Here is a 25,159-nt window from a genome sequence, read left to right on the forward strand (position 1 = left end):
GACCTTTACTCATCTTATTCTTTTCGACTAGCTTCACTTTCATTTTGCAAAATTACGATTTAACCCATTCTCGTTATGGATTATTCACAAAGCTTTACCATTTCATAACGCTATAGAATTTGTATTTTTAAACCAAATAAGAAAACATCATGAAAAAAGCTGTAATAGCCTTTATTTGCCTCGTATTTATAGCAAGCTGTAAGAATGATCAAAAACCACTAGAAACAGTTCAAGTAAAAGAACTCACTACTGCTCAAAAAATCGCTGCCGAAGCTGGAATTGACAACTGGTCTGATATTGAAGAGATCAAGTTCAGTTTTAATGTAGACAAAAATGGATCTACAGTAATGACTCGCCACTGGTCATGGAACCCTAATACAAATGCTGTACAGTTAATCGCTCGAGAAGATACTGTAAATTATAATCGTAAAGCAACACTTGATAGCATTCAATTAAGTACAGATCGTGGTTTTATAAATGATATATACTGGTTACTACCAGAATATAAATTGATATGGGATCAAGGAACTAGCATTACTGAGGAGAAATCTCAAGTTGCTCCTATTTCTAAGAACACCCTAGATAAAGTGACTATACTATATACCGGCGATGGTGGCTATACTCCTGGCGATGCGTACGATATGTATTATGATAAAGACTATAAAGTTAGAGAATGGGCTTACCGCCGTCAGAATGATACAACTATAGGAATGGCGACTACGTTTGAAGATTTCAAAACTATAAAAGGATTGACATTTGCTACGACTCATAAAACTGCAGATGGATCCACTAATATTAATTTTACCGATATAGAAATTACTAAAAAGAAGTAATGAATTTTAAGACCGACCATAATTTTGCATTAGAATTAGATAAGAGTGATTCTTTATCTCGCTTTCGCGTAAGCTTCCATATACCAAAACATACCGATGGCACAGACTCCATTTATTTATGTGGTAACTCCTTAGGTTTGCAACCACGCCAGACTAAAGAATTCTTAAATCAAGAACTAGAAGATTGGGCAAAACTTGGTGTAGAAGGCCACTTTCATGCTGAGAATCCTTGGATGCCTTATCATGAGTTTCTTACAGAGACAACCGCACAAGTTGTAGGCGCAAAACCGCACGAAGTGGTGATAATGAACACGCTTACCACAAACTTGCACTTAATGATGGTGAGCTTTTACCAACCGCAAGGCAAACGCACTAAAATCATCATCGAGGCAGATGCTTTTCCTAGCGACCGCTATGCCGTTGCATCGCAAGTAAAATTTCATGGTCATGACGATAAAGAAAATATTATCGAGTGGTCACCTAGAACTGGCGAGCATACACCAAGATTAGAAGATTTAGAATCAATACTTAAAGAACAAGGCGATACCATTGCTCTAATTATGGTAGGTGCTGTCAACTATTATACAGGTCAGTTTTTTGACTTAAAAAAAATTACAGAGTTAGGCCATGCTGCTGGAGCCATGGTAGGTTTTGACTGTGCGCATGGTGCTGGTAATGTAGACTTACAATTGCATAACTCTGGAGCCGACTTTGCCGTGTGGTGTACGTATAAGTACATGAATTCAGGTCCTGGTAGTTTAGGTGGTTGTTTTGTACATGAACGTCACGCAAACAATTCAGACTTACCAAGATTTACCGGTTGGTGGGGACACAATAAAGACACACGATTTAAAATGCGTGACGACTTTGAACCCATGCACGGTGCAGAAGGCTGGCAACTTTCCAATCCACCTATATTAAGTATGGTAGCCATAAGAGCAAGTTTAGATCTATTTGCTAAAGCAGGATTTGATAACCTGAGACAGAAGTCCATCCAGCTAACTAACTATTTAGAATACCTCCTAAATGAATTAGATGGTGATCGCATTTCTATAATTACACCTAGCGATCCTAAAGATCGTGGTTGTCAATTATCCCTAGCTGTTAAAAATGCCGATAAGTCCTTATTTGAAGCCATTACGGCAAAAGGAGTCATTGCAGACTGGCGAGAACCTGATGTGATTCGTATCGCACCGGTGCCACTGTATAATAATTATGAGGATTGTTGGAGATTTGTGGAGGTGTTGAAGTCGGAATTATAATAATTAGTTCTGTGAAATCGCACTTCGACAGGCTGAGTGTGACACGAATCTTTGAAAATTAATATGTCAGTCTGAGCATGTCGAAGACGATGTTCCAATAAATGAAACTTTCTTAATGAATACAACCAATAAAAAAACAAATATCCTCATCACCGGCGCTGGGCTCTGTGGTTCACTGCTTGGACTGCGACTGGCACAACGAGGCTATCATGTAGATATACTTGAGAAACGACCAGACATGCGCAAAGCAGTTGTCGATGGTGGACGTTCTATCAACCTTGCACTGTCTGATCGTGGACTAGCTGGTTTAAAACTGGTAGGATTAGAAGAAAAAGTTCGCGAACTGTGTATTCCTATGCATGGTCGATTAATACATGATGTAGAAGGAAACACGTTTGCCTCTAATTATAGCGGTCGTGATGGCGAATATATCAATTCTATTTCGCGTGAAGAGCTCAACAAGTTGTTACTCGATGAAGCCGATAAGTACGAAGATGTTCAAATAGACTTTGATGATGCTGTTACCGCAGTAGATTTAAAAAATGCCTCAGTCACCTACCACGATTCTGAAACTGATACTGAGAAAGAATGGAAAGCAGATATCGTTCTAGGAACTGACGGCGCTGGTTCTGTAGTACGCAAAGCGATGATGAAACAGCGAGACTTTTTGTTTTCGCATAGTATGAATTGGTTACCGCACGGTTATAAAGAATTGAACATTCCGCCTACTGAAGATGGCAAATGGCGTATTGAGAAAAACTTTTTACACATCTGGCCACGTGGTGGTTTTATGTTGATTGCCTTACCTAACCTAGATGGTAGTTTCACGCTTACCTTATTTATGCAATATGATGGTGATGGACCAGCATTCAACAAAATAAAAACAGACCAAGAAATAACAGAATTCTTTACGACATACTTTAAGGACGTGATGGAACACATCCCAGACTTGGTGGAGCAATACCATACAAATCCAGCGCCACCGCTAGGAACCGTACGTTGTTCTCCATGGACTGCTTATGGCACAAGTCTGATCATGGGTGATGCCGCACATGCGATTGTACCATTTTATGGTCAAGGTATGAATGCGAGTTTTGAAGACGTAGTGGTTTTTGATGAGATGATTGATAAAAATGAAACTTGGTCAGACGCATTTCAAGCATTTTCTAAAATAAGAAAACCAGATGCTGATGCTATCGCAAATTTGGCTTTGGACAATTTTGTGGAGATGAGAGATAGCGTTGCAAATCCTAATTTCCAGTTGAAAAGGCAAATCGAGATGCGTTTAGAAGCAGCTTTCGCGAAAGCCGAATACCAATCTAAATACTCACTCGTAACTTTCCCTGAGGAAGGAATAAGCTATGAGACAGCCATGCTAAAAGGACGAGCGCAGGACAAAGCCATTTTATGGTTGCTAGAAAACGACCAAATAAAAGTAGACGACGATTTAAACGATTTATTAAAATCCATCCAGCAAAAGACCGAAGAGGTGTTGTGGCTGCGAGGATAATTTAAAATAACAACATGGCAGTATTAAAAGACAAAGCAAAACCAAGAGGAAAATATCCACACATAAAGCGCGTGGGCGATTTTCTATTTGTATCAGGAACCAGCAGTCGTAGAAAAGACAACACTTTTGCAGGTGTAGAAGTGGACGAGATGGGAACGACTAATCTTGATATCAAAGCACAAACCACAGCAGTTCTAGAAAACATTGATGCTATCCTACAAACGGAAGGTGCTTCTATTAAAGATGTCGTAGATGTAACCACTTTTTTAGTAAACATGAATGATTTTGGCGGTTATAATGAAACTTACGGTGAGTTTTTTGACTACGATGGACCTACCAGAACTACCGTTGCTGTGCATCAATTGCCACATCCGCATTTATTGATTGAAATCAAGGCGATGGCTTATAAGCCTGTATGATATGGATTTCGAAAATATAAAAATCACGGAAATCTTAATATTTATCTTAGGAACTATAAGTACTTATTTACTTTGGAGAGTTCGACATCAAAAAGATAAAATTAAAGATATTGAAAATCAGTTATCTGTACAGAAGTACAACCTATACTCTAGTATTATACATCTTCTATTTGATATAACCGCATCAGGAAAAATTACTAAAAAGATTTCTGAAAGAGACTTAGTTAAAAGACTTTTAGAAATAAAAAAAGATATGTTCGTATATGCACCTGATGATGTTTTTAGACAATATAGTAAATGGACTCTTGAAATTACTAAAGATTCGAAATCGCTTGATCATATGACATTGTACTATGAATTATTAAAACTCATTCGAAAAGATATGGGTCATAGATATACAAAGCTAAGCTTCGATGAATTTATGATATTCTTTTTTCAAAGTGAAGCGGCTTACCTAGATTTTCAAGAAGAAAATAATTTTTAATACAAAAGATTACAAATGAATTTAATAGTTAAATTAAATACTATGTATTTGTTCAGTGTCGATTAGAGTTAAGATGAACTTTAGAATTTTTTTTCAGAAAATTGAATCATTAAATGAACCGACGTAAATTCATCATTAAAAGCACACAAGCTGGAGTTGCTCTTTCTCTTGGGGCGACATTACTTGCTTGTGTGGAAAAACCGAAAAAAATAATGACTGATAAAAAACAACCTATTGCGATATGTACTTGGGCATTTGCAAATGCAAATAATGCAGCAGGAAAAGCTCTTGATGAAGGGATGAATGCATTAGACGCAGCCATAAAAGGAGTTGCTGTAGAAGAAGAAAACCTTAAAAACACCACAGTAGGAAAAGGTGGCGCACCAGATCGAGAAGGAAATGTAACTCTTGACGCATGTGTCATGGATTCTAATGGAGATTGTGGTGCGGTAGTTTGTGTAGAAAATATTACAAATGTTGCCGCACTTGCAAAAATAGTGATGGAAGAAACTCCGCATGTGATGTTAGCGGCTGATGGAGCAGAGGAATTAGCCTATAAATATGGTTTTGAAAAAGAAGACTTGCTCACGGATTCATCTGAAAAAGCGTATCGAGAATGGTTAAAAGACAGCGAATACAAACCTATTATCAACATTGAAAACCATGATACAATAGGAATGCTGTGTATGGATCAAAACGGCGATATTGCTGGAGCATGTACTACCTCAGGACTTTCTTATAAAATGAAAGGCCGTGTAGGTGATTCTCCTATTATAGGTGCCGGATTATTTATAGATAATGAAATAGGTGGCGCTGCAGCAACTGGAATGGGAGAAGAAATCATGAAAAATGTAGGTAGCTTTCTTATTGTCGAACTAATGCGGCAGGGAAAATCTCCACAACAAGCTTGTGAAGAAGCATTGCAAAGAATTACCGTAAAAAATAAAAACATAGAAAACTTTCAAGTAGCCTATATTGCTATGAATAAAGCTGGTGAAACAGGAAGCTATTGCATCCATCCAGGTTTTGCTAGAATGGAGTATAAAAATTCTACGAATACAAGAATCGAATCTGCAGCGCATTTAAAAATATAGTGATTGCTATAAATCAACCTACCAACAACCATCATTAATGGAAACAAAAAAAAATTACACCACAGCCTTTATAATTATAACTGTTCTGTTCTTTTTATGGGGTTTTATAACTGTACTTGTAGATAGTCTTGTCCCAAGGTTACGCGAGGTTTTTGAATTAAGTTATGGAATGATTGCATTTTTACAGTCGGCTTTTTTTGTGGCTTATTTTGTGTTTTCCATTCCAGCAGGTGGCTTAATCTCTAAAGTTGGATATCAAAGAGGTGTTGTTATAGGCCTAATCACTATGTCTGTAGGTTGTCTTTTATTTTATCCTGCCTCAGAGTTTCGTCTTTTTGGTGTATTTCTACTTGCCTTTTTTACTTTAGCCGGTGGAATTACCATTTTACAAGTAGCCGCAAATCCATATGTTGCTGTACTTGGACCGGAAGAAAAAGCAAGCAGCCGTCTTAACTTATCACAGGCATTTAATTCTTTTGGTGCCACCATTGCACCTTTAGTAGGTGCCGCTTACTTATTAAGCGATAAGATCTTAACTGGTGATGAAATAAATGCTTTGTCGACAGCAGAGAAAGATGCTTATTATATTCAAGAAGCAGCTGCTGTGCAATCTCCTTTTTTATTGTTTTCTTTTCTCATTTTTCTTTTAGGAATTACCTTCTTGTTTATTAAGCTGCCTAAGATCCTTGAAAGTGAAAACACTGGAACTTATAAAAAAGCGTTAAGTAAAAAATCGGTTTGGTTAGGGATATTAGGAATCTTCTTCTATGTAGGTGCCGAGGTTACCATCGGTACGGCTGCTGTGACCTATTTTATGGAAATGAATCTTGATTCTATAATAAGAGAAACACCTGTCCTTAAGAATCTATCTTTTTCTATTATTGAACTATTCGGTGGTACAACCACAGATATAGATGGCAAAGGAATCGTAGGTGCTTTTGTCACCTTTTACTGGTTAGGCGCAATGATAGGTCGTTTTATAGGTTCTTATCTAACTAAAATATTTAAACCTACTATCATCTTAACTGTATTTGGTCTCACAGCTGTTTCCTTAATTCTAGTAAGTGTTTCTACAACTGGATTAGTTTCCATGTGGTCGCTACTTGCCGTAGGACTTTTTAATTCCATCATGTTTCCAACCATTTTTACAACAACACTTGATGGACAAGGTGATTTAAAACCTAAAATTTCAGGATTGCTTTGTATGGCAATCGTAGGTGGTGGCGTGATCTTACCTATTTTCGGTTTTATCGTGGACTATTCTGGATTTAAAGTAGCGCTTACTATACTCACTCTTTGTTATGGATACATCGCTTATTTTGCTTATCGTAATCATTCAAGAGCTCAATTATAAACAATCAGAATATAAATTTTCTGACTCTTCTGTTAGTTTGAATTTAAATTTGATTAATTCCGCTTTCGCGAAAGCGATATTCAAAACGTTTATAAGGCGATTATTAAGCCTATGGAGAAATTATAAGAAAATCGCAAACTTCCGAATAATTTATAATTCGACTAAAGATGATCTCTATTTTAACAGAACATATATCAACTCTAAGAGTGCTATTTTCAATATTTAAACTAAAGGTTCTACTAGCATTTAAGACATAATCTTTGGTGGATTATAATTAATAAACTGAAAAGGCTTCACTGAATAAAGGAAGTTTTGATTGAAAGTAATGAGATTTGAAAATCATCTTATACTTTACAATTACATCAACACTGAATCAATTGTTGAGTACAGTATATTTTACACAAATAAAAAAGCTCCATCTTAACAGTTGGAGCTTTTTTATTTAAAATTAGAATTTGAAGAAATCAACCTCCAAAATCATCAAAACGTATGTTTTCAGGATCTACACCAAAGTCTTCAGCCATTTTACCAACAGCGTTATTCATTAACGGCGGACCACAGAAGTATACCTCAAGATCTTCAGGCGCGTCATGTTTTGTTAAATATTGGTCGATAACAACTTGGTGAATAAATCCTACAAATCCATCACCAGACTCGTCGTTAATATCTTCTTTTACTTTCCAATTATCTTCTTCCATAGGCTCTGAAAGTGCCATAAAGAATTTGAAATTAGGAAATTCTCGTTCTAGTTCACGGAAGTGCTCGATATAGAACAACTCTCTTTTAGATCGACCACCGTACCAGTAAGTAACCTTACGATCTGTTTTCAAAGTCTTAAATAGCTCATATAAGTGAGAACGCATAGGTGCCATTCCTGCTCCACCACCTACATAAAGCATTTCTGCATCAGAGTGGTTAATAAAGAATTCACCATAAGGTCCAGAAACGACAACCTTGTCGCCTGGCTTCTGATTAAAGATATAAGAACTTGCGACACCAGGATTCACATCCATCCATCCATTCTTTGCTCTATCCCATGGCGGCGTAGCAATACGCACGTTTAACATGATCTCACGACCTTCAGCTGGGAAAGAGGCCATAGAATATGCTCTCTCTACTGTCTCCCCATTTTTCATCACAAGTGGCCATAAGTTGAACTTATCCCATTCTTCTTGGAATTTATCTGGAGTTTCATGTTCTTCTGGGTGAGCAGTGATATCCATATCTTCAAAACGAACTTCACACTTAGGAATTTCAATTTGAATATAACCACCAGCTTCATAATGCATGTCTTCTGGAAGACGTACTACAAATTCTTTAATAAAAGAGGCTACGTTATAATTACGCACTACTTCTGCTTCCCATTTTTTGATTCCAAATACCTCTTCAGGAATTTCGATTTTCATGTCTTGCTTTACCTTCACCTGGCAACCTAATCGCCATCCTTCGGCAATTTCTTTTCTAGTAAAATGAGGTTCTTCAGTAGGAAGAATTGTTCCTCCACCTTCAGCAACAATACATTTACATTGCACACAAGTTCCACCACCACCACAAGCAGATGGTAAGAATAATTTGTTATCTCCTAGAGTACCCAGTAATGTACCACCAGATCCAGTTGTAATATCCTTTTCACCATTTACATTAATTGTAACTGGTCCAGAAGGCAACAACTTAGACTTTGCTCCTAAAAGTAAGGAAACAAGAAGTAAAATAAGTGTAAGAAATATAACTACACTCGCTAATATCGTAAATAAGTTAGAATCCATATTGATGTTTTCTTTTTAAATTTCTATTCCCATAAAACTCATGAAACCAAATGCCATAAGTCCAGTAATAATAAATGTAATTCCTAATCCACGTAATGGAGCAGGTACATTTGAATAAGTGATTTTTTCACGTATAGCAGCGATAGCAAGAATGGCTAGGAAGAAACCTATACCACTACCTACACCATATACTGCAGACTCTCCTATACCAGAGAAATCTTTTTGTTGCATAAATAAAGATCCACCTAAAATGGCACAGTTTACAGCGATAAGTGGTAAGAATATACCCAAAGCTCCATATAAAGCCGGTGCAAATCTTTCAACAACCATTTCTACTAATTGTACCATACTTGCAATTACAGCAATGAACATGATAAAACTTAAAAATGATAAATCAATGTTTGCATACTCTGCATCTAACCAAGTTAAAGCACCAGGCTTTAGTAAATACGTATCGAGTAACCAGTTAATAGGCACTGTAATTCCTAATACAAAAACCACAGCTGCACCTAAACCTACTGCTGTTTTAACAGATTTTGATACTGCTAGATAAGAACACATACCTAAGAAGTAGGCAAAAACCATGTTCTCTATGAAAATACTTTTAACGAAGAGATTAATTAAATCCATGTTTTCTATTTCTTAGATTAATTTTGTTCAATTAAAGTTCTGTTGCGGCTGCGCTGTATCCAAATAATGATACCAACTGTAATTAACGCCATAGGCGATAATAACATAAGACCATTATTTACATATCCTGCATCATAAAATGATTGAGGTATTACCTCCATACCAAGTAATTTACCTGCTCCTAATAATTCTCTAAAGAAAGCAACTAGAATTAAGATAAATGCATATCCTGCCGCATTACCTATACCATCAAGAAATGATTTATACACACCATTTCCTAAAGCAAATGCCTCAAGACGTCCCATCACAATACAGTTAGTAATAATTAATCCTACAAAAACAGATAGTTCTTTAGAAACATCATAAGCGTAAGCTCTAAGAATTTGATCAACTAAAATTACTAACGCTGCTACAACCACTAATTGAACAATAATTCTAATCCTAGAAGGAATCAAATTACGCAACATTGAGATGATCATGTTAGAAAATGCCATTACCGCCATTACAGCTATGGACATTACGATAGCAGGTTTCAATTGCACTGTAATTGCAAGTGCACTACAAATACCTAAAACTTGAACTGTAATTGGATTGTTGTCCGTAAAAGGATCAGCAAGTAGTTTTCTATTCTTCTTTCCTAAAAGACCTTCTCTCTCATCGGTGTCTGACAAGAAAAGAATCAAATCTTCTTTCTTATTAATATTTTTATTTTCAGCCATTACGGTTGGATTTATATCGCTTTCGCGAAAGCGGAACTAATTAATTAGAAGCCACTTTTACGTTAGTATTATTTTTAAAATAAGGAAGGTAATTTATCAAACGCTCTGATATCATATCAGTAACTCCATCACCAGTAATAGTAGCTCCAGAGATAGCATCTATTGCATTATCATCTTTGTTATCACCACCTTGATAACCTTTTGCTACAGATACTCCGATAAAATTACCAGCATCATCAAAGATTTTTTCGTCATCAAATCTCTTTCTGAACCAAGTTTGAGTAATTTCTGCACCTAAACCAGGAGTCTCTGCTTTATGATCAAACACAGCTCCTTTGATGGTATTCACATCATCTTTTAAAGCTATATAACCCCAAATTGCATCCCATAAACCTTTACCTCTCAAAGGAACGATATAGTACTTTGCTCCTTCAATATCAGCAACGTAAAGAGGAAAAGCTTGTTCTTCTACATCTTTCTTAAGTTCTTTTTTAAGATCAACGGTAAAAGCATCTACATCATTACGTTCTTGTCCTTTACTGTCTAGTGCTATACGCTCAACTATATATTTGTCAAACGGGATTTGAGCACTATCTCTTGCCACCTCGATACCTACGGTACCAAGAATGTTTTGCATCTTTTCATTCTTAACATTTTCTGCCTGCTCTGGCTGTAAAGCTGTCGCAGTTAACGCAAGAGCACTTGCCACTACTGCAATAAGTAGTACGACAAATAAAAATGTATAAGCATTTGAATTTCTATCCATTTCTAAGCTGTTTGAAGTTTTGCCTTAGCTTTTGCAAGGCGTTTTTTACGTTTTGATACATTTCCTTGAATCACGTAATGATCAATAGTAGGAGCAAATACGTTCATCAATAATATTGCTAACATGATTCCCTCTGGATATGCTGGATTGAATACTCGTATCATAACACCAAAGAATCCACAAAGAAAACCATAGATCCATTTCCCTTTCATTGTTTGAGCGGCACTTACTGGGTCTGTAGCCATAAAGACAAGACCGAAGGCTAATCCTCCTACCACAAGATGCATATACCAGTCAAATTGCATTAAAGCATTCAAACCAAAAGCATTGAAAATCAATCCCATTACTGCCGCACCGGCAAATCCACCTACTATAATTCTCCAACTTCCTACTTTAGTAAGCATTAAGACTGCTGCACCTATAAGCACAGCGATAGTTGAAGTCTCAGATACAGAACCTGGAATAAAACCAGCTGCTGCGTCAAAAAAGCTATAAGCAACAGATTTACCTTGTGCAAGTGTTCCTAAAATCGTTTCTCCAGAAATGCTATCAGTTGCACCTTGATGCACCCATATAGCGTTACCAGACATATATAAAGGGTATGCAAAGAATGCAAATGCACGTGCGGTAAGAGCTGGATTTAAAATATTCATTCCGGTACCACCGAATGCCTCTTTACCAATTAATACAGCGAAAGCAACTGAGATCGCAAGCATCCATAATGGAATATCTACCGGAAAAATCATCGGTATTAAAAGCCCTGTAACTAAGTATCCCTCATTAACCTCATGACCTCTGTATATTGCAAAAATAAACTCGATCGTTAATCCCACTACATAACTTACAATAATTAAAGGCGTTACTAAAATAGCACCTTCAATAAAAGCATCCCAAAAAGGAACATCAGTTACATTAGCTAGTCCCATTTCTTGATACAAGTATTGAGCACCTGTATTCCACATACCAAAAAGTAGTGCTGGTATTAAAGCAAGTACAACTGTAATCATTGTACGCTTTAAATCCACCACATCTCTAATGTGGGCACCTTTTTTAGTGGTGTGATTAGGAGTAAATAAAAAAGTGTCGAAAGCATTTATCGCTGGTGCAAATTTTTCAAATTTTTGCCCAGGTTCAAACGGCTTTCTCGCTTGGTCTAATTTGTTTCTAACCCATTTCATAGTCTATCCTACTTCTGTTAACATTAAATCTAAACCTAGACGTATCACTTCTTGTGCCTCTAGTTTAGACGTATTAGTAAAATCAATAAGAGCAAAATCTTCAGGAGCTACTTCATAAATCCCAAGATTTTCCATTCTTTCTATATTTCCTGCCATGCAAGCCTTGATAAGCTGTAATGGATAAATATCCATAGGCATTACTTCTTCCATTTCACCAGTTACTACTAGTGCACGATCTTCACCATTTAAGTTGGTATCAACTTCTCTTTTACCTCCTAACAACTTAGAAAAAGAAGTTCCAGCGTTAGATGGCACCTTATTACGTGTAAACGGTAACCACCCTAGTAAAGCATACTCATTCCCTTCTGGAATAAGAGTAAGTGTATTATGATAAAAATTCAAAAACTGGTTGTTTTCTAACTTATCACCAGTAAGCACATCTCCCGAGATGATTCTAGTATTATCTGTATCCACCTCACCGATTATACTACTTACATTAGCACCTATAATCGTTTTGTAATATTGGCGATCAGCTTCTTTTGCATCTGTTCCTACTAGCGCAACAGTTCGTTCTGGTTTAAACTCACCAGTTAGAAACAAGTTACCTATAATGGCAACATCTTCTGCACCTACTGTCCATACACGCTCTCCCATATTAATGGGATCTATCTTATGTATTTGAACGCCAGTATTCCCTGCAGGATGCGGTCCTTTTACAGTATGAACATCTGCATTTTTTACATCCTTTAAAGAAGAACCTTTACCTACGCAAAGGTGTACTTTTCCAGAGGTAAGCTTACTTAAAGCTGTAATACCTGCTTGAAACGCATCTTTCTTATCTGCAAGAAAAACTTCAGGATCACCAGCTAATGGAGCTGTTGCATAAGCAGATATAAAAATAGACTTAGGTGTATCCTCAGAACTGGCAATAACGCTATACGGACGCTGAATAATAAAAGGCCAGCATCCACCTTCTAGTAACAGTGATTTAATCTGATCTGCAGAGGCTGTAGCCACATCTACTTTGCCATGAGAAATCGCATCAGAATTTCCATCTGCTGTAATTTTCACTTCTAGTATACGTCTTTTGGCACCACGTAAAATTTCAGAAATCGTTCCACTTACAGGAGCTACAAATTTTACTTTTTCATCGTACTTTGAATAAAAAAGCGGTTCACCAGCTTTAACAGCCGCTCCTTCCTTAAGTATCAACTTAGGTACAACAGCGTGAAAATCAGCAGGTTTTATAGCATAAATGGAAGACTTTGAAGCTGTTACAATAGTATTGCTAGCTTCTCCTTTGAGCTTAAGATCAAGCCCTTTTCTAATCTTAATGTCCTTTGACATAGGATGTTATATTTAGTCTTTTATAAAAGTCTGCAAATTTACGATATAATGATCTGAAATGTAACTTAAATAATTATTTAGACTCTCTCTAAATAGATCTTTTAATTAGTTTTGGCACCGCTTTCGCGAAAGCGTAATTATCAACTAACTTTAAGTTATATTTATCCTTTATTGCAATCCTATATGAAGTCGTATATTTTATTATCAATTACAGTTCTTTTTAGTTTTTTTTATGGCTATTCTCAAACCATGGATGAGCTGGTTAACGATCCTGATTATATTAAATCGGTTACTTTTAACAAACCTCCAGAGAACATGCTTCCTATATTTACTTTAGGTGAAGGATTTGAAATAAGTTTTGACGATGTTATAGGCGACGAGGCTGATTATTACTACCAGTTTGAACATTATGACTACGACTGGAACCCTAGTCAATTATTTAAAAATGAATTTTTACAAGGTATTGATGATATGCGCATATTTAATTATCGCAATTCCTTTACCACGATTCAACCTTATTCACATTACGATCTAAGAATCCCAAATCAATTTACACAAGGATTTAAAGTAAGTGGCAATTACATGATACACATATATAATGATGATCGCGAGCTTGTGTTCTCAAGAAAGTTCATGGTACTAGACGAGAAAGCTGTGGTAGGTGTAGAAATTAAAAGAGCTCGAGATCTACAGTTTGTAAATTCTCAACAGCGTGTTCAGTTCTTTGTAGATTCTGGAGAGATTAACTTCATAAATCCTAACGATCAGCTCAAAGTGGCTATCATTCAAAACAGTGATTTGAATACAGTTATTACAGATATAAAACCACAATTCAACCTAGGAAATAAACAAGTTTACAGATATGATGAAAAGACATCTTTCTGGGCCGGAAACGAATTTTTAAATTTTGAAAATCGAGACTTCAGATCACCTAATGTGAACATAGATTTTGTACGTAAGAAAGATCTTTATGAAGCCTACTTATTTGTTGACGGACCACGCAAAGATCTAGAATACACTTTTAACCCAGATATTAACGGGAACTTTCTAGTCACCACTATTGATAATGAAGATAACGACGTCCAGGCAGAATATGTAAATATTCACTTTGCACTCGATACACAAGGAATTCAATTGCCACCAGATGCTCAAGTATACATTATGGGTAATTATAATGCATTCCAGCTACAGGAAGAAAATGAAGCTGTTTTTAATCCTAAATCTGGTAAATATGAAGCTATAATCTTATTAAAGCAAGGGTTTTACAACTACCGTTACCAAGTTATCTATGAAGACGGCACGCAAGACCCAGGTTTTATAAGCGGTAATAAATGGCAAACAGAAAATCAATATTCGGTTCTTGCTTATTATAGAGAGTTAGGTGGTCGTTACGATCAACTAATAGGAATAGGAGAAGCAAACTCTCAGAATATTACGAATTAATTCGAATGTTTCAATTAAATAAAAAAGATACTTAGAAATTATTTCAAAGTATCTTAATTTTTATAAATATGTCCATGACACTATCGCTATAATCAATATCACAAAAGAAAATTGAACTATTAGAACATTTCTTTTTAGGTTTTTACGGTGATATATTAACATGCTCAAACCTGCAATAAACATTAGTCCATAAAATATCATTCTGTTAACAAAAGTATCTACTAGAAAGTTAATTTCAAACAATGATATTCCTATTACTAGAATTAAAAAATATGCTAATGCGTGTCGGTTTCTTTTATCTAAAATCATAGTAAAAACTTTTAAGACGCCCCACATCTTTGATATTGTATGTCGCAGTCATCTACTTCAGATAAATACAAAGCGGTTATAACTCCATAACAAACAACACCACCAAACAAAGTCAGATTTAATGCAGAACAACCAACAGCTTCTAAAGTGTAAGCTGCCGAAGCTTGCACTAAGCAATTTCTTCGTTCCCTATCACAAAAAGGGTCAGATTCTACTTGAGAATTATAATAACCAGTTTGATGTATTAAATCGACTAATTCTATCTCACTTATTTCCTTTATATTATAGGTATCTTGAAGGTAATTTAAATCTTGTACAAATTCATTTTGAAAATTTATAAACTCCGATGTCGTTTCAAAACCAAGAGATTGACCTAATAATTCTACATCATCATTTTCTTCTGCAACTAACTGATTTAATAATTCCAAATTGTAATTCTTATTCAAAAGTCGATCGTTTTTTTCTATTAAACTAAGGAACCTCCCATCATCTAATATGGCATTGGCGCTAATTTTGGAAATAAAATTTTGACTTTCTTCCGTTTGATAGTTTTCTATTCCTTCTTTTGAACAGGCATTTATTATAAAACATAAAATCAAAAGTATTATCGGAAAATATTTCTTTTTAATTCTCATACATAAAATTTTAAATGATTAATATTATTTTATCCTTGCAAAGATTTTTTAAATCAAAAAAAAAACGTTATTATCAAATAAATCATTATGTTTAACAGCATTTTATTCTTGATAAGCAAAAACTTTAAAATTTGTATAATTTAGTGTTTAGGATTCCAAACACCTTAATTACATTTATTTAACTGCTACAAATAAATGAAACCTACCACCAGATCGCTTATTAAATATAGAGGTGAAGAATGTCTTAATTGCGGCACTCCACTCGACGTAGAAGACAAGTACTGCCATCAATGTGGACAGCTCAATTCTAAAAAGCAGCTTGCGCTCAAAGATTTCTTTGGAGAGTTCTTCTCTAACATCTTTTCTTATGACAGTCGTATCTGGCGTACGATTACACATCTATTATTCAAACCTGGTTTTGTAAGCAAGCAATTTATAAGTGGTAAAAGATTAAGCTATGCAAATCCTTTTCGGTTTTTTCTAAGCGTTTGTATTGTGTTCTTTTTGATGGTACAAGCTCAAGAATTTTTTAGGTATTTTACCGAAGAACAAGTGGAAAAAGTACTGAATAAAAATGACGATCAGGAGGCAGAGGTCGATATAGAAAACGGTTTAATTTCTATAAAAATGCAAGATGACAAAGAAGAAATTACACTCACAGACGAAGAATTAAAAGAGATAGAGAACAGCTCTTTTGCAGGTAAAATGGTAGCTAGCAAATTAAGAAAAGAGCAAGAAAGTAGATTAAAAAACGATAGTCTTAAAACATCGGTAGCAAGCGCAACGAGCAAGAACACACTCCAGAAGATCTCACAAACAAAGCTAGACAGCCTTAGCACCACACAGCGCTTCTTTACGCAAACAGACTACTATTCAGATTTTTACGACGAGTATAAAATTGCTGATACTTCAACAGCTCTAGAAAAGATGGAACACCAAAACTCCAAATACAATAGAGCCATTTATGATAAAGTAATTTTAATGAACAAAATAGGTGAAGATCCTTCCATTCTAGGAGACATTATCCTTCCTAAACTGCCCATTTTTCTATTTCTATTTACTCCTATTTTAACTTTGTTCTTATGGCTACTTTATCTCAGAAGAGATTTTACTTATATGGAGCATTTGATTTTTGCCTTCAATACTTTGACATTTGTATTTCTAAGTATGATCTTATTATTTATTATTAAATGGATCACTTTAGGATATGTAAATCTAGCGCAGGTTTTCTTTTGGTTTATAGGACCTTTTTATTTCTACAAAGCTTTACGTAATTTTTACTCACAGAAGCGATTTAAAACAATCATTAAATTTTTATTAGTAAGTTTTATATTTGTTATAGGACTTATAACAGGAATAAGTTTACTACTTTTGGTGGGTATAGCACTTTATTAGAATATGTTACAGCAAATTACAAGAGGTATTAAGATAACTGTTAAGACCAGTTTTGAAGGTACATTTTATAAAAATTATAAAATGCAATTTGCCTTTGCTTATACTATAACTATTGAAAATCAAAGTAAAGATTCTGTCCAGCTTACCTCTAGACACTGGCGCATAAAAGATAGTTTGAGCCGCATAGAGCATGTAGATGGAGAAGGTGTTATAGGTAAAAAACCTGTTCTCAAGCCAGGAGATTCTCACACATATCAAAGCGGCTGTCTCTTGTCATCACCTTTTGGAAACATGAGCGGCTTTTACAATATGGTCAACTTTGCTACTTCTAATCAATTTAGAGTTGTTGTTCCTACATTTAAGTTGAGTGCTCCTTTTGCCTTGAATTGATTTTAAGGTTCTCGCTTTCGCGAAAGCGAGATAAAAACCAGCACCTATTTCTTATTAAGATTTCTTTACCATCTTCTCTATTAGGATACGATAGAATATTTGTAATTTCACACGCAAATTATAAATACAAATTACGATCATGGGAAAAGGATTTTTCAAAGTTCCAGTTGCTGTAAATGAGCCTATTAAAACATATGCTCCAGGAACTGTAGAAAGAGACCAAGTGCTAGCAGCTTACAAAGAATTGTGGAATACTGACACTGAAGTACCTCTTTACATTAATGGAAAAGAAGTAAAAACTGGAGATACTGCTCCCATAAGACCACCACACGATCATAAACACATAGTAGGTAAATACCACAGAGGTAGTAAAAAAGAAGTACAAGAAGCTATTGAAACTGCTCTTGAAGCTCGCAAAAAATGGTCCCAAATGCCATGGGAACAAAGAGCTGGAATATTCTTGAAAGCTGCAGAGCTGGTTGCTGGACCATACCGCGCACGCATTAACGCGGCAACTATGATCAATCAATCTAAGACTATATTTCAGGCAGAAATCGATTCTGCTTGTGAGCTTGTGGATTTTTTAAGATTCAACGTGCAATACATGACAGAGATTTATGCAGAGCAGCCTGAATCTACCTCTGGCGCATGGAATAGATTAGAATACCGTCCATTAGAAGGTTTTGTATACTGCATCTCTCCTTTTAACTTTACTGCCATTGCTGGCAACTTGCCATCTAGTGCAGCCTTAATGGGTAATGTTTGTGTATGGAAACCTAGTGACCATCAAATGTTAAGCGCTCAAGTCATTGTAGAAGTTTTTAAAGAAGCAGGTGTACCAGATGGTGTAATAAATATGGTTAACGCAGATCCTGTGATGATGACTGACGAAGTAATGTCACATCCAGATTTTGCTGGTGTGCATTTTACAGGCTCCACTTCTGTATTCAAAGGCCTGTGGACTAAAATAGGCGAAAACATCAACACCTATAAAACCTATCCTAAGATTGTAGGAGAAACTGGTGGTAAAGATTTTATCGTTGCTCATAGCAGCGCTATACCAGAGCAAGTAAGTACCGCTATAGTGAGAGGTGCATTTGAATTTCAAGGTCAAAAATGTAGCGCAGCTTCTAGAGCTTACATACCTAAGAGCATGTGGCCAGAAGTAGAGAAATTAATACGTCGTGACGTAGAGAGCTTTAAAATGGGATCTCCAGAGGACATGAGTAATTTTATCACTGCCGTAATTCATGAAGGCTCATTTGATAAACTTGCAAAATATATTGACGGTGCAAAAAGCGACTCAAATGCAGACGTTGTAATAGGTGGTAATTACGATAAATCAAAAGGATGGTTTGTGGACCCTACGGTTATCGTTACTACAGATCCTAAGTACGTAACTATGGAAACCGAATTGTTCGGCCCAGTAATTACTATTTACGTATATGAAGATGATCAATATGAAGAAATGCTTCACTTAGTCGATACCACAAGTGAGTACGCCTTAACAGGTGCTATTTTAGGTCAAGATCGCTATGCAGTGTCTCAAGCTACTACAGCATTAGAAAATTGCGCTGGTAACTTCTATATCAATGATAAATGTACTGGAGCAGTGGTAGGTCAACAACCTTTCGGTGGTGCACGTGCTTCAGGAACAAATGATAAAGCAGGTTCTAAATTGAACTTGTTGAGATGGGTTTCACCTCGTATGATTAAAGAAACTTTTGTAACACCTACAGATTACAGATATCCGTTTTTAGGAGAGTAATTATAGTTTATCATAATAAAAAAGCCACATCTATCGATGTGGCTTTTTTTTTGTAGTTATAACGGTAAGTGTACTACCTTTTTGGTTTCAAAGAACGGATCTTCAAAAACATCTTGCAGTTCATAAATAGTTGCCTTCGGAAAAGCTGCTAGTTCCTCAGTAAGATCGCCACCCTTAAGATAAAGAATTCCGTTTTTTAAAGTGTGAAAACTATCTTTCCTCACTTTATTCTTTACCCATCGTACAAAATCAGGCATATTAGTCACTGCTCGAGAGACTACAAAATCAAAGCGTCCTTTTACTTTTTCTGCACGACCATGCTCTGTAGTAACGTTTTCAAGACCCAATGCTTCTACAACGGCGTCTACAACTTTTATCTTTTTACCTATCGCATCGATCAAGTGAAAACTTGTTTTAGGAAACATGATCGCAAGAGGTATTCCTGGAAAACCGCCACCAGTTCCTACGTCTAGCACTCTAGTCCCGCCACTTTTATTAGGTGCGCTTTCGCGAAAGCGTAATACAGTAACAATACCTAATGAATGTAAAATGTGTCTTGTATATAATTGATCGATATCTTTTCTAGAGATCACATTAATTTGAGCATTCCATTCTTTGTACAAATCACCTAGTTTAGAAAATTGCTCTAATTGATGATCTGTGATATGCGGAAAATGTTCTTTTATGATTTGATGCACTGTTTTATAATTTGTGCAAAAATAAAATATTAATTATCGACTAAGACGATTGTTAATTCAAGTGTTATGATATTTTTGTAAAACAATACAACTATTATGAATTCTCAACTATCTGATCGCATCAATAACTTACCTACAAGTGCAACTCTAGCAATGGCCGCAAAGGCTCGCGAGCTAAGAGAGCAAGGTAAAGACATTATAGGACTTAGTCTAGGAGAACCAGACTTTAACACGCCAGATTTTGTCAAAGAAGCTGCTATTAGAGCGATTAATGAGAATTATAACAGCTATACTCCAGTAGACGGTTATGTAGAATTAAAGGATGCCATTATCCATAAATTTAAAAGAGACAACAACCTGACCTACGATCGCAGTCAGATTGTAGTTTCTACAGGTGCCAAACAATCTATTGCAAATGTTGCAATGGTTTTATTAAACAAAGGAGATGAGTGTATTTTGCCAGCACCTTACTGGGTGAGCTATGCTGCTATTGTAGAACTTGCCGAAGGAACTCCAGTAGAAGTAAGAGCTGGCGTAGAGCAAAATTTTAAAATAACTCCAGAACAACTGAGAGCTGCCATCACGCCTAAAACTAAGATGATGCTCTTCTCATCACCTAATAATCCTAGTGGTAGTTTATACAGTCAGGAAGAATTACAAGCCTTTGCAGATGTTCTTGCAGACTATCCGGATATCATTGTAGTAAGTGACGAAATTTATGAGCACATAAATTATGTGGGTAAACATGCCAGCATGGCTTCTATTCCATCTATGTACGATCGTACAGTAACAATTAATGGTGTGAGCAAAGCATTTGCAATGACAGGATGGCGAGTAGGATATATAGGCGCTCCTACATGGATTGCTAGAGCTTGTAACAAGATGCAAGGACAAATCACTAGCGGTACGAATTGTATCGCCCAACGAGCGGTTATCACAGCTTTAGAAGCACCAGTTTCAAAAATAAAGTACATGATCGATGCTTTTGCAGAGCGTCGTGATTTAATTCTCCAACTTCTTTCTGAAATCGAAGGCTTTAAAACAGATTCTCCAGAAGGTGCTTTTTATGTGTTCCCAGATGTTTCGGCCTTTTTTGGAAAAACGATTAAAGGTCAAAAAATTGAAAATGCGACAGACTTTTCTTTACTCTTATTAGAAGAAGCGCTAGTCGCTACCGTTACTGGTGATGCCTTTGGCGCACCTAATTGTATACGTATTTCTTATGCTGCTAGTACAGAGCAAATTAAAGAAGCGATGAAGAGGATTAAAGAGGTGCTTTCTTAAAAATATGAATCGATTTTACTCAAAAAGGGAAGCTTTATTAAGCTTCCCTTTTTAATGTTTATCATCCTATCAAACATAATCATATCACTTTTAATAATGTTATAGAACTTTATTCTTTCATCAACTGGCTATCACCTATTCCTCCAAAAGAAAGGCGTCAATAATATCAATACGGTAAACAGCTCCAGTCTTCCTATCAACATCAAGAAACTACACCACCATTTTCCTAAAGGTGGTAATCCAGCAAAATTATCTACAGGAGAAAGATTACCAAAGGCTGGCCCCACGTTTCCTAAGCTACTTAAAGCGCCACCTATGGCAGTTTCAAAATCCAAACCTAATGCGGCAAGAACTGTCGCTCCTACAATAAATGAAAGCATATAGAGAATAAAGAAACCTAGCACATTAAATACAATACCGCTTTGTAAAGCACGACCATTATAGCGCACTGGCAAAATAGCATTAGGGTGCAGCGTTCTCTTAAACTCCATGATACCATTACGTATTAAGATTATATGGCGCATAACCTTTACTCCACCAGAAGTAGATCCTGCACTACCTCCTAAAAAGAATAAACCAAAAAACATAATGGTTAAAAAAGGTGTCCACAACGTATAATCTGCAGTGACAAAACCTGTTGTAGTTATTACTGCAAGTACTTGAAACGTACTGTGTCTAAATGCACTTTCAAACTCACCCAGCACCATAGGATGATTAATAGAAGAAACAGATGGATCTGCTTGAAAGTAAATTAACAGCCCGCCTATAATAGAAAATCCAAAAACAAAACTAGCATACCATTTAAACTCGGTATCTTTTAATATTTTAGAAAACCTGCCTTTAAAAGCAAAATAGCTCAAGACAAAGTTTGTTCCTGCAATAAACATAAAAATTACGATAATCCACTGGATTGCAGGATTATCATTCCAGAAAGCTGTACTTGCATTCTTAGTAGAAAAACCGCCAGTAGAAAGCGTACTCAACGCATGGTTAATCGCGTCAAACCAACCCATTCCAGCGATTTTAAGCAATAGTGTTTCTAATCCTGTGAAGCCTACATAGATCAACCAGAGCCTTTTAGCAGTGTCTGTAATACGAGGATGTAATTTATCGTTACTAGGTCCTGGAGCTTCGGCGGCAAAAAGCTGCATTCCTCCTATTCCTAATAGAGGCAAGATTGCTACCGCAAGAACAATAATTCCCATTCCTCCTATCCAGTGCGTAAGACTACGCCAAAACAGAATACCTTTAGGCATGATCTCAATATCATTCATGATACTAGCTCCTGTCGTGGTAAATCCACTCATGGTTTCAAAAAAGGCATCTGTATAATTAGAAATTGCTCCTGTAAAAGTATAAGGCATAGTACCAGCAAAAGCCATAATTAACCAGCCTAACGTTACAATTAGGTAACCTTCTTTCTTACTTAATTCCTTAACATGCTTGCGTGTAAAGTACATAACAACGCCACCCAATGAGATAGCAACACCTGCGGCAGCAAGAATTTGCAACCCTTCACTTTCTCCATAAATAGCACTCACTACGGCAGATAGTGACATAAAACCACCATTAAAGACTAATAATAGTCCCATGATGTATACTATAATCTTATAATTGAGTCTAGTCATTATAAGAAGAGTTTTTCTACTTTAGAAATAGATCGCGGTAAACAACATACTACTACTCGATCACCAGCTTGTATGGTAAAGCTTCCTAATACTATATTTCCTTCTCCTTCTCTAATAACTCCACCTATAATGGCGCTTCTTGGGACTCCAGCATTTGCAACCGTTTTACCACAAACTTCACTCTCTGGTTTCACAATAAATTCCAGCAGCTCTGCATTCATGTTGTTCAGCTTTGTCATAGCGACTACCTCTCCTTTACGCACATATCTAAAGATATTATTTGCCGCCAGTAATTTTTTATTGATTAAAGTATCTATTCCTATACTATGCGATAACTGGAAGTAATCCATGTTCTCTACTAAAGAGATCGTCTTTTTAACGCTTTTACTTTTTGCCATTAGGCAAGAAATAATATTAGTCTCACTATTGCCCGTTACTGCTATAAAGGCATCCATTTCATGAATGTTTTCTTCTTCTAATAACTCAACATTTCTACCATCACCGTTTAAAACAAGTACCTGAGGAAGTGAGTCTGCTAGATCAAAAGCTTTTTTGGCGTCTTTTTCAATAAGTTTCACGTTTACGCCAGCTTTGGAAAGCTGCATCGCGCTTTGCTTTCCTATGTTACTACCACCCAAAATCATGACGTTACGCATGACATGCTTAGTCTTTCCTGTAAGTTTATATAGTTCTTCAACGCCACCGGCCGTTGTAATAAAGTATACTTGATCACCTTCTTTAAACTGTGTATCTCCACGAGGTATCAAAGTGTATTGAGTACCAAAACGCTGTATAGCAATAGGCATAAAATGAATTCCAGGAAAAATTTCTCCTGCTTGTTGCACTGTTTTACCTACAAACTGAGCCGTGCGTTGCAAGTTTACACCTACCATAGTTAGTGCTCCATCCTCAAACTCGTAACTGTCGTTAAATGCACTCTGATTGAGGAGTAATTCAATTTCCTTACTAGCCAGCGCTTCTGGAGATATCAATTCATCTATCCCAAAGCCAGAAAATCCTATCGCATCTTGATGTTCAAGAAACTCTGTATTTGTAATACGTGCAATAGTACGTTTTGCCCCTAGTTGTTTTGCTAGTACAGAAATAGTAATGTTTGTGGTCTCGCTACTCGTTACCGCAATCACAAGATCTGCTTGATCTATGCGTGCATCTTGTAAAATTTTAATAGAGGTAGAATCACCACGCAACACCCTAATATCTAAGTGTGTATCAGCATAATGCAAGTTCTCCTGTATAGGATCAATGAGTGTAATATCTTGAGACTCGTAAGACAGCAATTTAGCAAGGTGAAAACCTACTTCTCCAGCTCCTGCAATAAGGATTTTCATATAATCGTTTGTGTAGTACTTCAAAGATACTGGAATGGAGTCTATTTTATAAAAAATGTGAAGTTTTTAACGATTATGAGTGTGATAATCTCGCTTTCGCGAAAGCGGAATAGCAATAAGCTCAACGCTCTGCATTATCTTTGCTACTCTAAAATTAAGATTGTGTCAGAAGAAGTAAAGCCCTACAAAGAAGAAAATTCTGGAAAGAAAGAACAAGTCACAAAAATGTTTGACACTATAAGTGGTGAATATGATGGCCTCAATAGAATGATTTCTTTGGGACTGGATCAAAAATGGCGGGACAACGTTGTTAAAATGGTAGCTGCTCAGGATCCTGACGTTATTATGGATATTGCTACTGGTACTGGTGATCTGGTGATTAAAATGGCACAGCAAACTAATGCTTCAAAGCTTATAGGTCTAGATATTTCAAGCGGTATGCTAGAAGTGGGAAAGATAAAAGTAAAGGAAGAAAATCTTGATAGCCGTATAGAAATGGTACTGGGCGATTCAGAAAACTTAAACTTTGATGATGCATCTATAGACGCCGTAACAGTATCTTATGGAGTGCGTAATTTTGAAGATCTAGAAAAGGGACTTTCTGAAATCTTAAGAGTGCTGAAACCTGGTGGTATTCTAGTAGTCCTAGAAACAAGTATCCCGACTAAGTTTCCTTTTAAACAAGGATATTATCTATACTCAGGATTGATAGTTCCTACTCTTGGTAAGCTTTTTTCAAAAGATAAAATCGCTTATGGCTATTTATCAAAGAGTGCTTCAAAGTTCCCTTACGGAGAACGCTTCAACAATATTTTAAAGAAAGTAGGGTTTAAAGAAGTAGAAAATGAATTACAATTTCATGGTGCATCTACCATTTATAAAGCAGTAAAAGCATAAT

23 protein-coding genes are annotated in these 25,159 nt (G+C 36.1%); 13 read left to right on the plus strand and 10 right to left on the minus strand.

Features of this window, described 5'->3' with window-relative positions; genetic code table 11:
- Positions 1 to 149: 149 nt before the first annotated feature.
- From A9Q93_RS00555 to A9Q93_RS00585, 7 genes are all read left to right on the plus strand, one after another.
- Positions 150 to 833, plus strand: a complete 684-nt coding sequence (locus A9Q93_RS00555) for a selenophosphate synthetase (protein ID WP_303685421.1) — start codon at positions 150 to 152, stop codon at positions 831 to 833.
- A complete protein-coding gene (gene kynU / locus A9Q93_RS00560) occupies positions 833 to 2,095 on the plus strand; it encodes a kynureninase (RefSeq protein WP_303685422.1) in 1,263 nt (420 codons plus the stop codon). The genes A9Q93_RS00555 and kynU overlap by 1 nt, the downstream gene beginning before the upstream one ends.
- Positions 2,096 to 2,210: 115 nt before the next feature.
- On the plus strand, positions 2,211 to 3,605 hold the full coding sequence (locus A9Q93_RS00565) for an NAD(P)/FAD-dependent oxidoreductase (protein WP_303685423.1): 1,395 nt from the start codon (positions 2,211 to 2,213) through the stop codon (positions 3,603 to 3,605).
- A gap of 14 nt (positions 3,606 to 3,619) precedes the next feature.
- Positions 3,620 to 4,024 carry a RidA family protein gene (locus A9Q93_RS00570; RefSeq protein WP_303685424.1) on the plus strand — a complete coding sequence of 135 codons (405 nt, stop codon included), beginning with the start codon at positions 3,620 to 3,622 and terminating at the stop codon, positions 4,022 to 4,024.
- A 1-nt stretch (position 4,025) separates the two neighbouring features.
- On the plus strand, positions 4,026 to 4,508 hold the full coding sequence (locus A9Q93_RS00575) for a hypothetical protein (protein WP_303685425.1): 483 nt from the start codon (positions 4,026 to 4,028) through the stop codon (positions 4,506 to 4,508).
- Positions 4,509 to 4,621: 113 nt separating this feature from the next.
- Positions 4,622 to 5,602, plus strand: a complete 981-nt coding sequence (locus A9Q93_RS00580; protein WP_303685426.1) for an isoaspartyl peptidase/L-asparaginase family protein — start codon at positions 4,622 to 4,624, stop codon at positions 5,600 to 5,602.
- Between the two features lie 37 nt (positions 5,603 to 5,639).
- Positions 5,640 to 6,956 (plus strand): sugar MFS transporter, encoded by a 1,317-nt coding sequence (locus A9Q93_RS00585; RefSeq protein ID WP_303685428.1) that lies wholly within the window; start codon positions 5,640 to 5,642, stop codon positions 6,954 to 6,956.
- 464 nt (positions 6,957 to 7,420) lie between these two features.
- Here the strand turns inward: A9Q93_RS00585 and nqrF are convergent, their stop codons facing one another.
- From nqrF to A9Q93_RS00615, 6 genes are read right to left on the minus strand one after another with little or no spacing between them, the layout of a single operon-like run.
- Positions 7,421 to 8,722 (minus strand): NADH:ubiquinone reductase (Na(+)-transporting) subunit F, encoded by a 1,302-nt coding sequence (gene nqrF / locus A9Q93_RS00590; protein WP_303685430.1) that lies wholly within the window; start codon positions 8,720 to 8,722, stop codon positions 7,421 to 7,423.
- Between the two features lie 15 nt (positions 8,723 to 8,737).
- Positions 8,738 to 9,352 carry an NADH:ubiquinone reductase (Na(+)-transporting) subunit E gene (gene nqrE / locus A9Q93_RS00595; RefSeq protein WP_303685431.1) on the minus strand — a complete coding sequence of 205 codons (615 nt, stop codon included), beginning with the start codon at positions 9,350 to 9,352 and terminating at the stop codon, positions 8,738 to 8,740.
- A 17-nt stretch (positions 9,353 to 9,369) separates the two neighbouring features.
- Positions 9,370 to 10,071, minus strand: coding sequence for an NADH:ubiquinone reductase (Na(+)-transporting) subunit D (locus A9Q93_RS00600; RefSeq protein ID WP_303685432.1), 702 nt, complete (start codon positions 10,069 to 10,071; stop codon positions 9,370 to 9,372).
- Positions 10,072 to 10,111: 40 nt separating this feature from the next.
- On the minus strand, positions 10,112 to 10,837 hold the full coding sequence (gene nqrC, locus A9Q93_RS00605; RefSeq protein ID WP_303685434.1) for an NADH:ubiquinone reductase (Na(+)-transporting) subunit C: 726 nt from the start codon (positions 10,835 to 10,837) through the stop codon (positions 10,112 to 10,114).
- 2 nt (positions 10,838 to 10,839) lie between these two features.
- Positions 10,840 to 12,015, minus strand: coding sequence for an NADH:ubiquinone reductase (Na(+)-transporting) subunit B (locus A9Q93_RS00610; protein ID WP_303685435.1), 1,176 nt, complete (start codon positions 12,013 to 12,015; stop codon positions 10,840 to 10,842).
- A 3-nt stretch (positions 12,016 to 12,018) separates the two neighbouring features.
- Positions 12,019 to 13,362 (minus strand): Na(+)-translocating NADH-quinone reductase subunit A, encoded by a 1,344-nt coding sequence (locus tag A9Q93_RS00615; protein WP_303685437.1) that lies wholly within the window; start codon positions 13,360 to 13,362, stop codon positions 12,019 to 12,021.
- A 183-nt stretch (positions 13,363 to 13,545) separates the two neighbouring features.
- On the opposite strand from A9Q93_RS00615, the gene A9Q93_RS00620 reads away from it, so the two are divergent.
- On the plus strand, positions 13,546 to 14,805 hold the full coding sequence (locus tag A9Q93_RS00620; RefSeq protein WP_303685439.1) for a DUF5103 domain-containing protein: 1,260 nt from the start codon (positions 13,546 to 13,548) through the stop codon (positions 14,803 to 14,805).
- A 320-nt stretch (positions 14,806 to 15,125) separates the two neighbouring features.
- On the opposite strand, the gene A9Q93_RS00625 is transcribed toward A9Q93_RS00620, so the two are convergent.
- A complete protein-coding gene (locus A9Q93_RS00625) occupies positions 15,126 to 15,749 on the minus strand; it encodes a hypothetical protein (protein ID WP_303685440.1) in 624 nt (207 codons plus the stop codon).
- Between the two features lie 195 nt (positions 15,750 to 15,944).
- Between A9Q93_RS00625 and A9Q93_RS00630 the strand changes: the two genes are divergently transcribed.
- The 3 genes from A9Q93_RS00630 (at position 15,945) to pruA (ending at position 19,302) form a co-directional block, all read left to right on the plus strand.
- A complete protein-coding gene (locus tag A9Q93_RS00630) occupies positions 15,945 to 17,144 on the plus strand; it encodes a DUF3667 domain-containing protein (protein WP_303685441.1) in 1,200 nt (399 codons plus the stop codon).
- Positions 17,145 to 17,147: 3 nt separating this feature from the next.
- The gene (gene apaG / locus A9Q93_RS00635; RefSeq protein WP_303685443.1) at positions 17,148 to 17,534 is read left to right on the plus strand and encodes a Co2+/Mg2+ efflux protein ApaG; all 387 of its coding nucleotides are present in this window, start codon (positions 17,148 to 17,150) and stop codon (positions 17,532 to 17,534) included.
- Positions 17,535 to 17,673: 139 nt separating this feature from the next.
- Positions 17,674 to 19,302, plus strand: a complete 1,629-nt coding sequence (gene pruA, locus A9Q93_RS00640) for an L-glutamate gamma-semialdehyde dehydrogenase (protein ID WP_303685444.1) — start codon at positions 17,674 to 17,676, stop codon at positions 19,300 to 19,302.
- 56 nt (positions 19,303 to 19,358) lie between these two features.
- Here pruA and rsmG read toward each other — a convergent pair whose 3' ends face one another.
- Positions 19,359 to 20,000: a 16S rRNA (guanine(527)-N(7))-methyltransferase RsmG gene (gene rsmG / locus A9Q93_RS00645; RefSeq protein WP_303685445.1), complete on the minus strand. Its 642-nt coding sequence runs from the start codon at positions 19,998 to 20,000 to the stop codon at positions 19,359 to 19,361.
- A 96-nt stretch (positions 20,001 to 20,096) separates the two neighbouring features.
- Between rsmG and A9Q93_RS00650 the strand changes: the two genes are divergently transcribed.
- Positions 20,097 to 21,284: a pyridoxal phosphate-dependent aminotransferase gene (locus A9Q93_RS00650; protein WP_303685446.1), complete on the plus strand. Its 1,188-nt coding sequence runs from the start codon at positions 20,097 to 20,099 to the stop codon at positions 21,282 to 21,284.
- Between the two features lie 131 nt (positions 21,285 to 21,415).
- Here the strand turns inward: A9Q93_RS00650 and A9Q93_RS00655 are convergent, their stop codons facing one another.
- Both A9Q93_RS00655 and trkA read right to left on the minus strand, forming a co-directional pair.
- Complete coding sequence (locus tag A9Q93_RS00655; protein WP_303685447.1) at positions 21,416 to 22,912, minus strand: TrkH family potassium uptake protein; 1,497 nt, start codon at positions 22,910 to 22,912, stop codon at positions 21,416 to 21,418.
- A complete protein-coding gene (gene trkA / locus A9Q93_RS00660; RefSeq protein ID WP_303685448.1) occupies positions 22,912 to 24,261 on the minus strand; it encodes a Trk system potassium transporter TrkA in 1,350 nt (449 codons plus the stop codon). Before trkA ends, A9Q93_RS00655 begins: the two co-directional genes overlap by 1 nt.
- Positions 24,262 to 24,423: 162 nt before the next feature.
- On the opposite strand from trkA, the gene ubiE reads away from it, so the two are divergent.
- Positions 24,424 to 25,158, plus strand: coding sequence for a bifunctional demethylmenaquinone methyltransferase/2-methoxy-6-polyprenyl-1,4-benzoquinol methylase UbiE (gene ubiE / locus A9Q93_RS00665; protein ID WP_303685450.1), 735 nt, complete (start codon positions 24,424 to 24,426; stop codon positions 25,156 to 25,158).
- The last annotated feature ends 1 nt before the right edge of the window (position 25,159 follow it).

It is taken from the genome of Nonlabens dokdonensis (genome assembly GCF_002162835.1).
In the GTDB taxonomy this organism is placed as follows: Bacteria; Bacteroidota; Bacteroidia; order Flavobacteriales; family Flavobacteriaceae; genus Nonlabens; species Nonlabens dokdonensis_B.

Excerpts from the sequence above, each read along its gene's own strand:
- A9Q93_RS00555 (WP_303685421.1), top strand. The coding sequence starts at position 150 with ATGAAAAAAGCTGTAATAGCCTTTATTTGCCTCGTATTTATAGCAAGC.
- kynU (WP_303685422.1), top strand. The coding sequence starts at position 833 with ATGAATTTTAAGACCGACCATAATTTTGCATTAGAATTAGATAAGAGT.
- A9Q93_RS00565 (WP_303685423.1), top strand. The coding sequence starts at position 2,211 with ATGAATACAACCAATAAAAAAACAAATATCCTCATCACCGGCGCTGGG.
- A9Q93_RS00570 (WP_303685424.1), top strand. The coding sequence starts at position 3,620 with ATGGCAGTATTAAAAGACAAAGCAAAACCAAGAGGAAAATATCCACAC.
- A9Q93_RS00575 (WP_303685425.1), top strand. The coding sequence starts at position 4,026 with ATGGATTTCGAAAATATAAAAATCACGGAAATCTTAATATTTATCTTA.
- A9Q93_RS00580 (WP_303685426.1), top strand. The coding sequence starts at position 4,622 with ATGAACCGACGTAAATTCATCATTAAAAGCACACAAGCTGGAGTTGCT.
- A9Q93_RS00585 (WP_303685428.1), top strand. The coding sequence starts at position 5,640 with ATGGAAACAAAAAAAAATTACACCACAGCCTTTATAATTATAACTGTT.
- nqrF (WP_303685430.1), bottom strand. The coding sequence starts at position 8,722 with ATGGATTCTAACTTATTTACGATATTAGCGAGTGTAGTTATATTTCTT.
- nqrE (WP_303685431.1), bottom strand. The coding sequence starts at position 9,352 with ATGGATTTAATTAATCTCTTCGTTAAAAGTATTTTCATAGAGAACATG.
- A9Q93_RS00600 (WP_303685432.1), bottom strand. The coding sequence starts at position 10,071 with ATGGCTGAAAATAAAAATATTAATAAGAAAGAAGATTTGATTCTTTTC.
- nqrC (WP_303685434.1), bottom strand. The coding sequence starts at position 10,837 with ATGGATAGAAATTCAAATGCTTATACATTTTTATTTGTCGTACTACTT.
- A9Q93_RS00610 (WP_303685435.1), bottom strand. The coding sequence starts at position 12,015 with ATGAAATGGGTTAGAAACAAATTAGACCAAGCGAGAAAGCCGTTTGAA.
- A9Q93_RS00615 (WP_303685437.1), bottom strand. The coding sequence starts at position 13,362 with ATGTCAAAGGACATTAAGATTAGAAAAGGGCTTGATCTTAAGCTCAAA.
- A9Q93_RS00620 (WP_303685439.1), top strand. The coding sequence starts at position 13,546 with ATGAAGTCGTATATTTTATTATCAATTACAGTTCTTTTTAGTTTTTTT.
- A9Q93_RS00625 (WP_303685440.1), bottom strand. The coding sequence starts at position 15,749 with ATGAGAATTAAAAAGAAATATTTTCCGATAATACTTTTGATTTTATGT.
- A9Q93_RS00630 (WP_303685441.1), top strand. The coding sequence starts at position 15,945 with ATGAAACCTACCACCAGATCGCTTATTAAATATAGAGGTGAAGAATGT.
- apaG (WP_303685443.1), top strand. The coding sequence starts at position 17,148 with ATGTTACAGCAAATTACAAGAGGTATTAAGATAACTGTTAAGACCAGT.
- pruA (WP_303685444.1), top strand. The coding sequence starts at position 17,674 with ATGGGAAAAGGATTTTTCAAAGTTCCAGTTGCTGTAAATGAGCCTATT.
- A9Q93_RS00650 (WP_303685446.1), top strand. The coding sequence starts at position 20,097 with ATGAATTCTCAACTATCTGATCGCATCAATAACTTACCTACAAGTGCA.
- A9Q93_RS00655 (WP_303685447.1), bottom strand. The coding sequence starts at position 22,912 with ATGACTAGACTCAATTATAAGATTATAGTATACATCATGGGACTATTA.
- trkA (WP_303685448.1), bottom strand. The coding sequence starts at position 24,261 with ATGAAAATCCTTATTGCAGGAGCTGGAGAAGTAGGTTTTCACCTTGCT.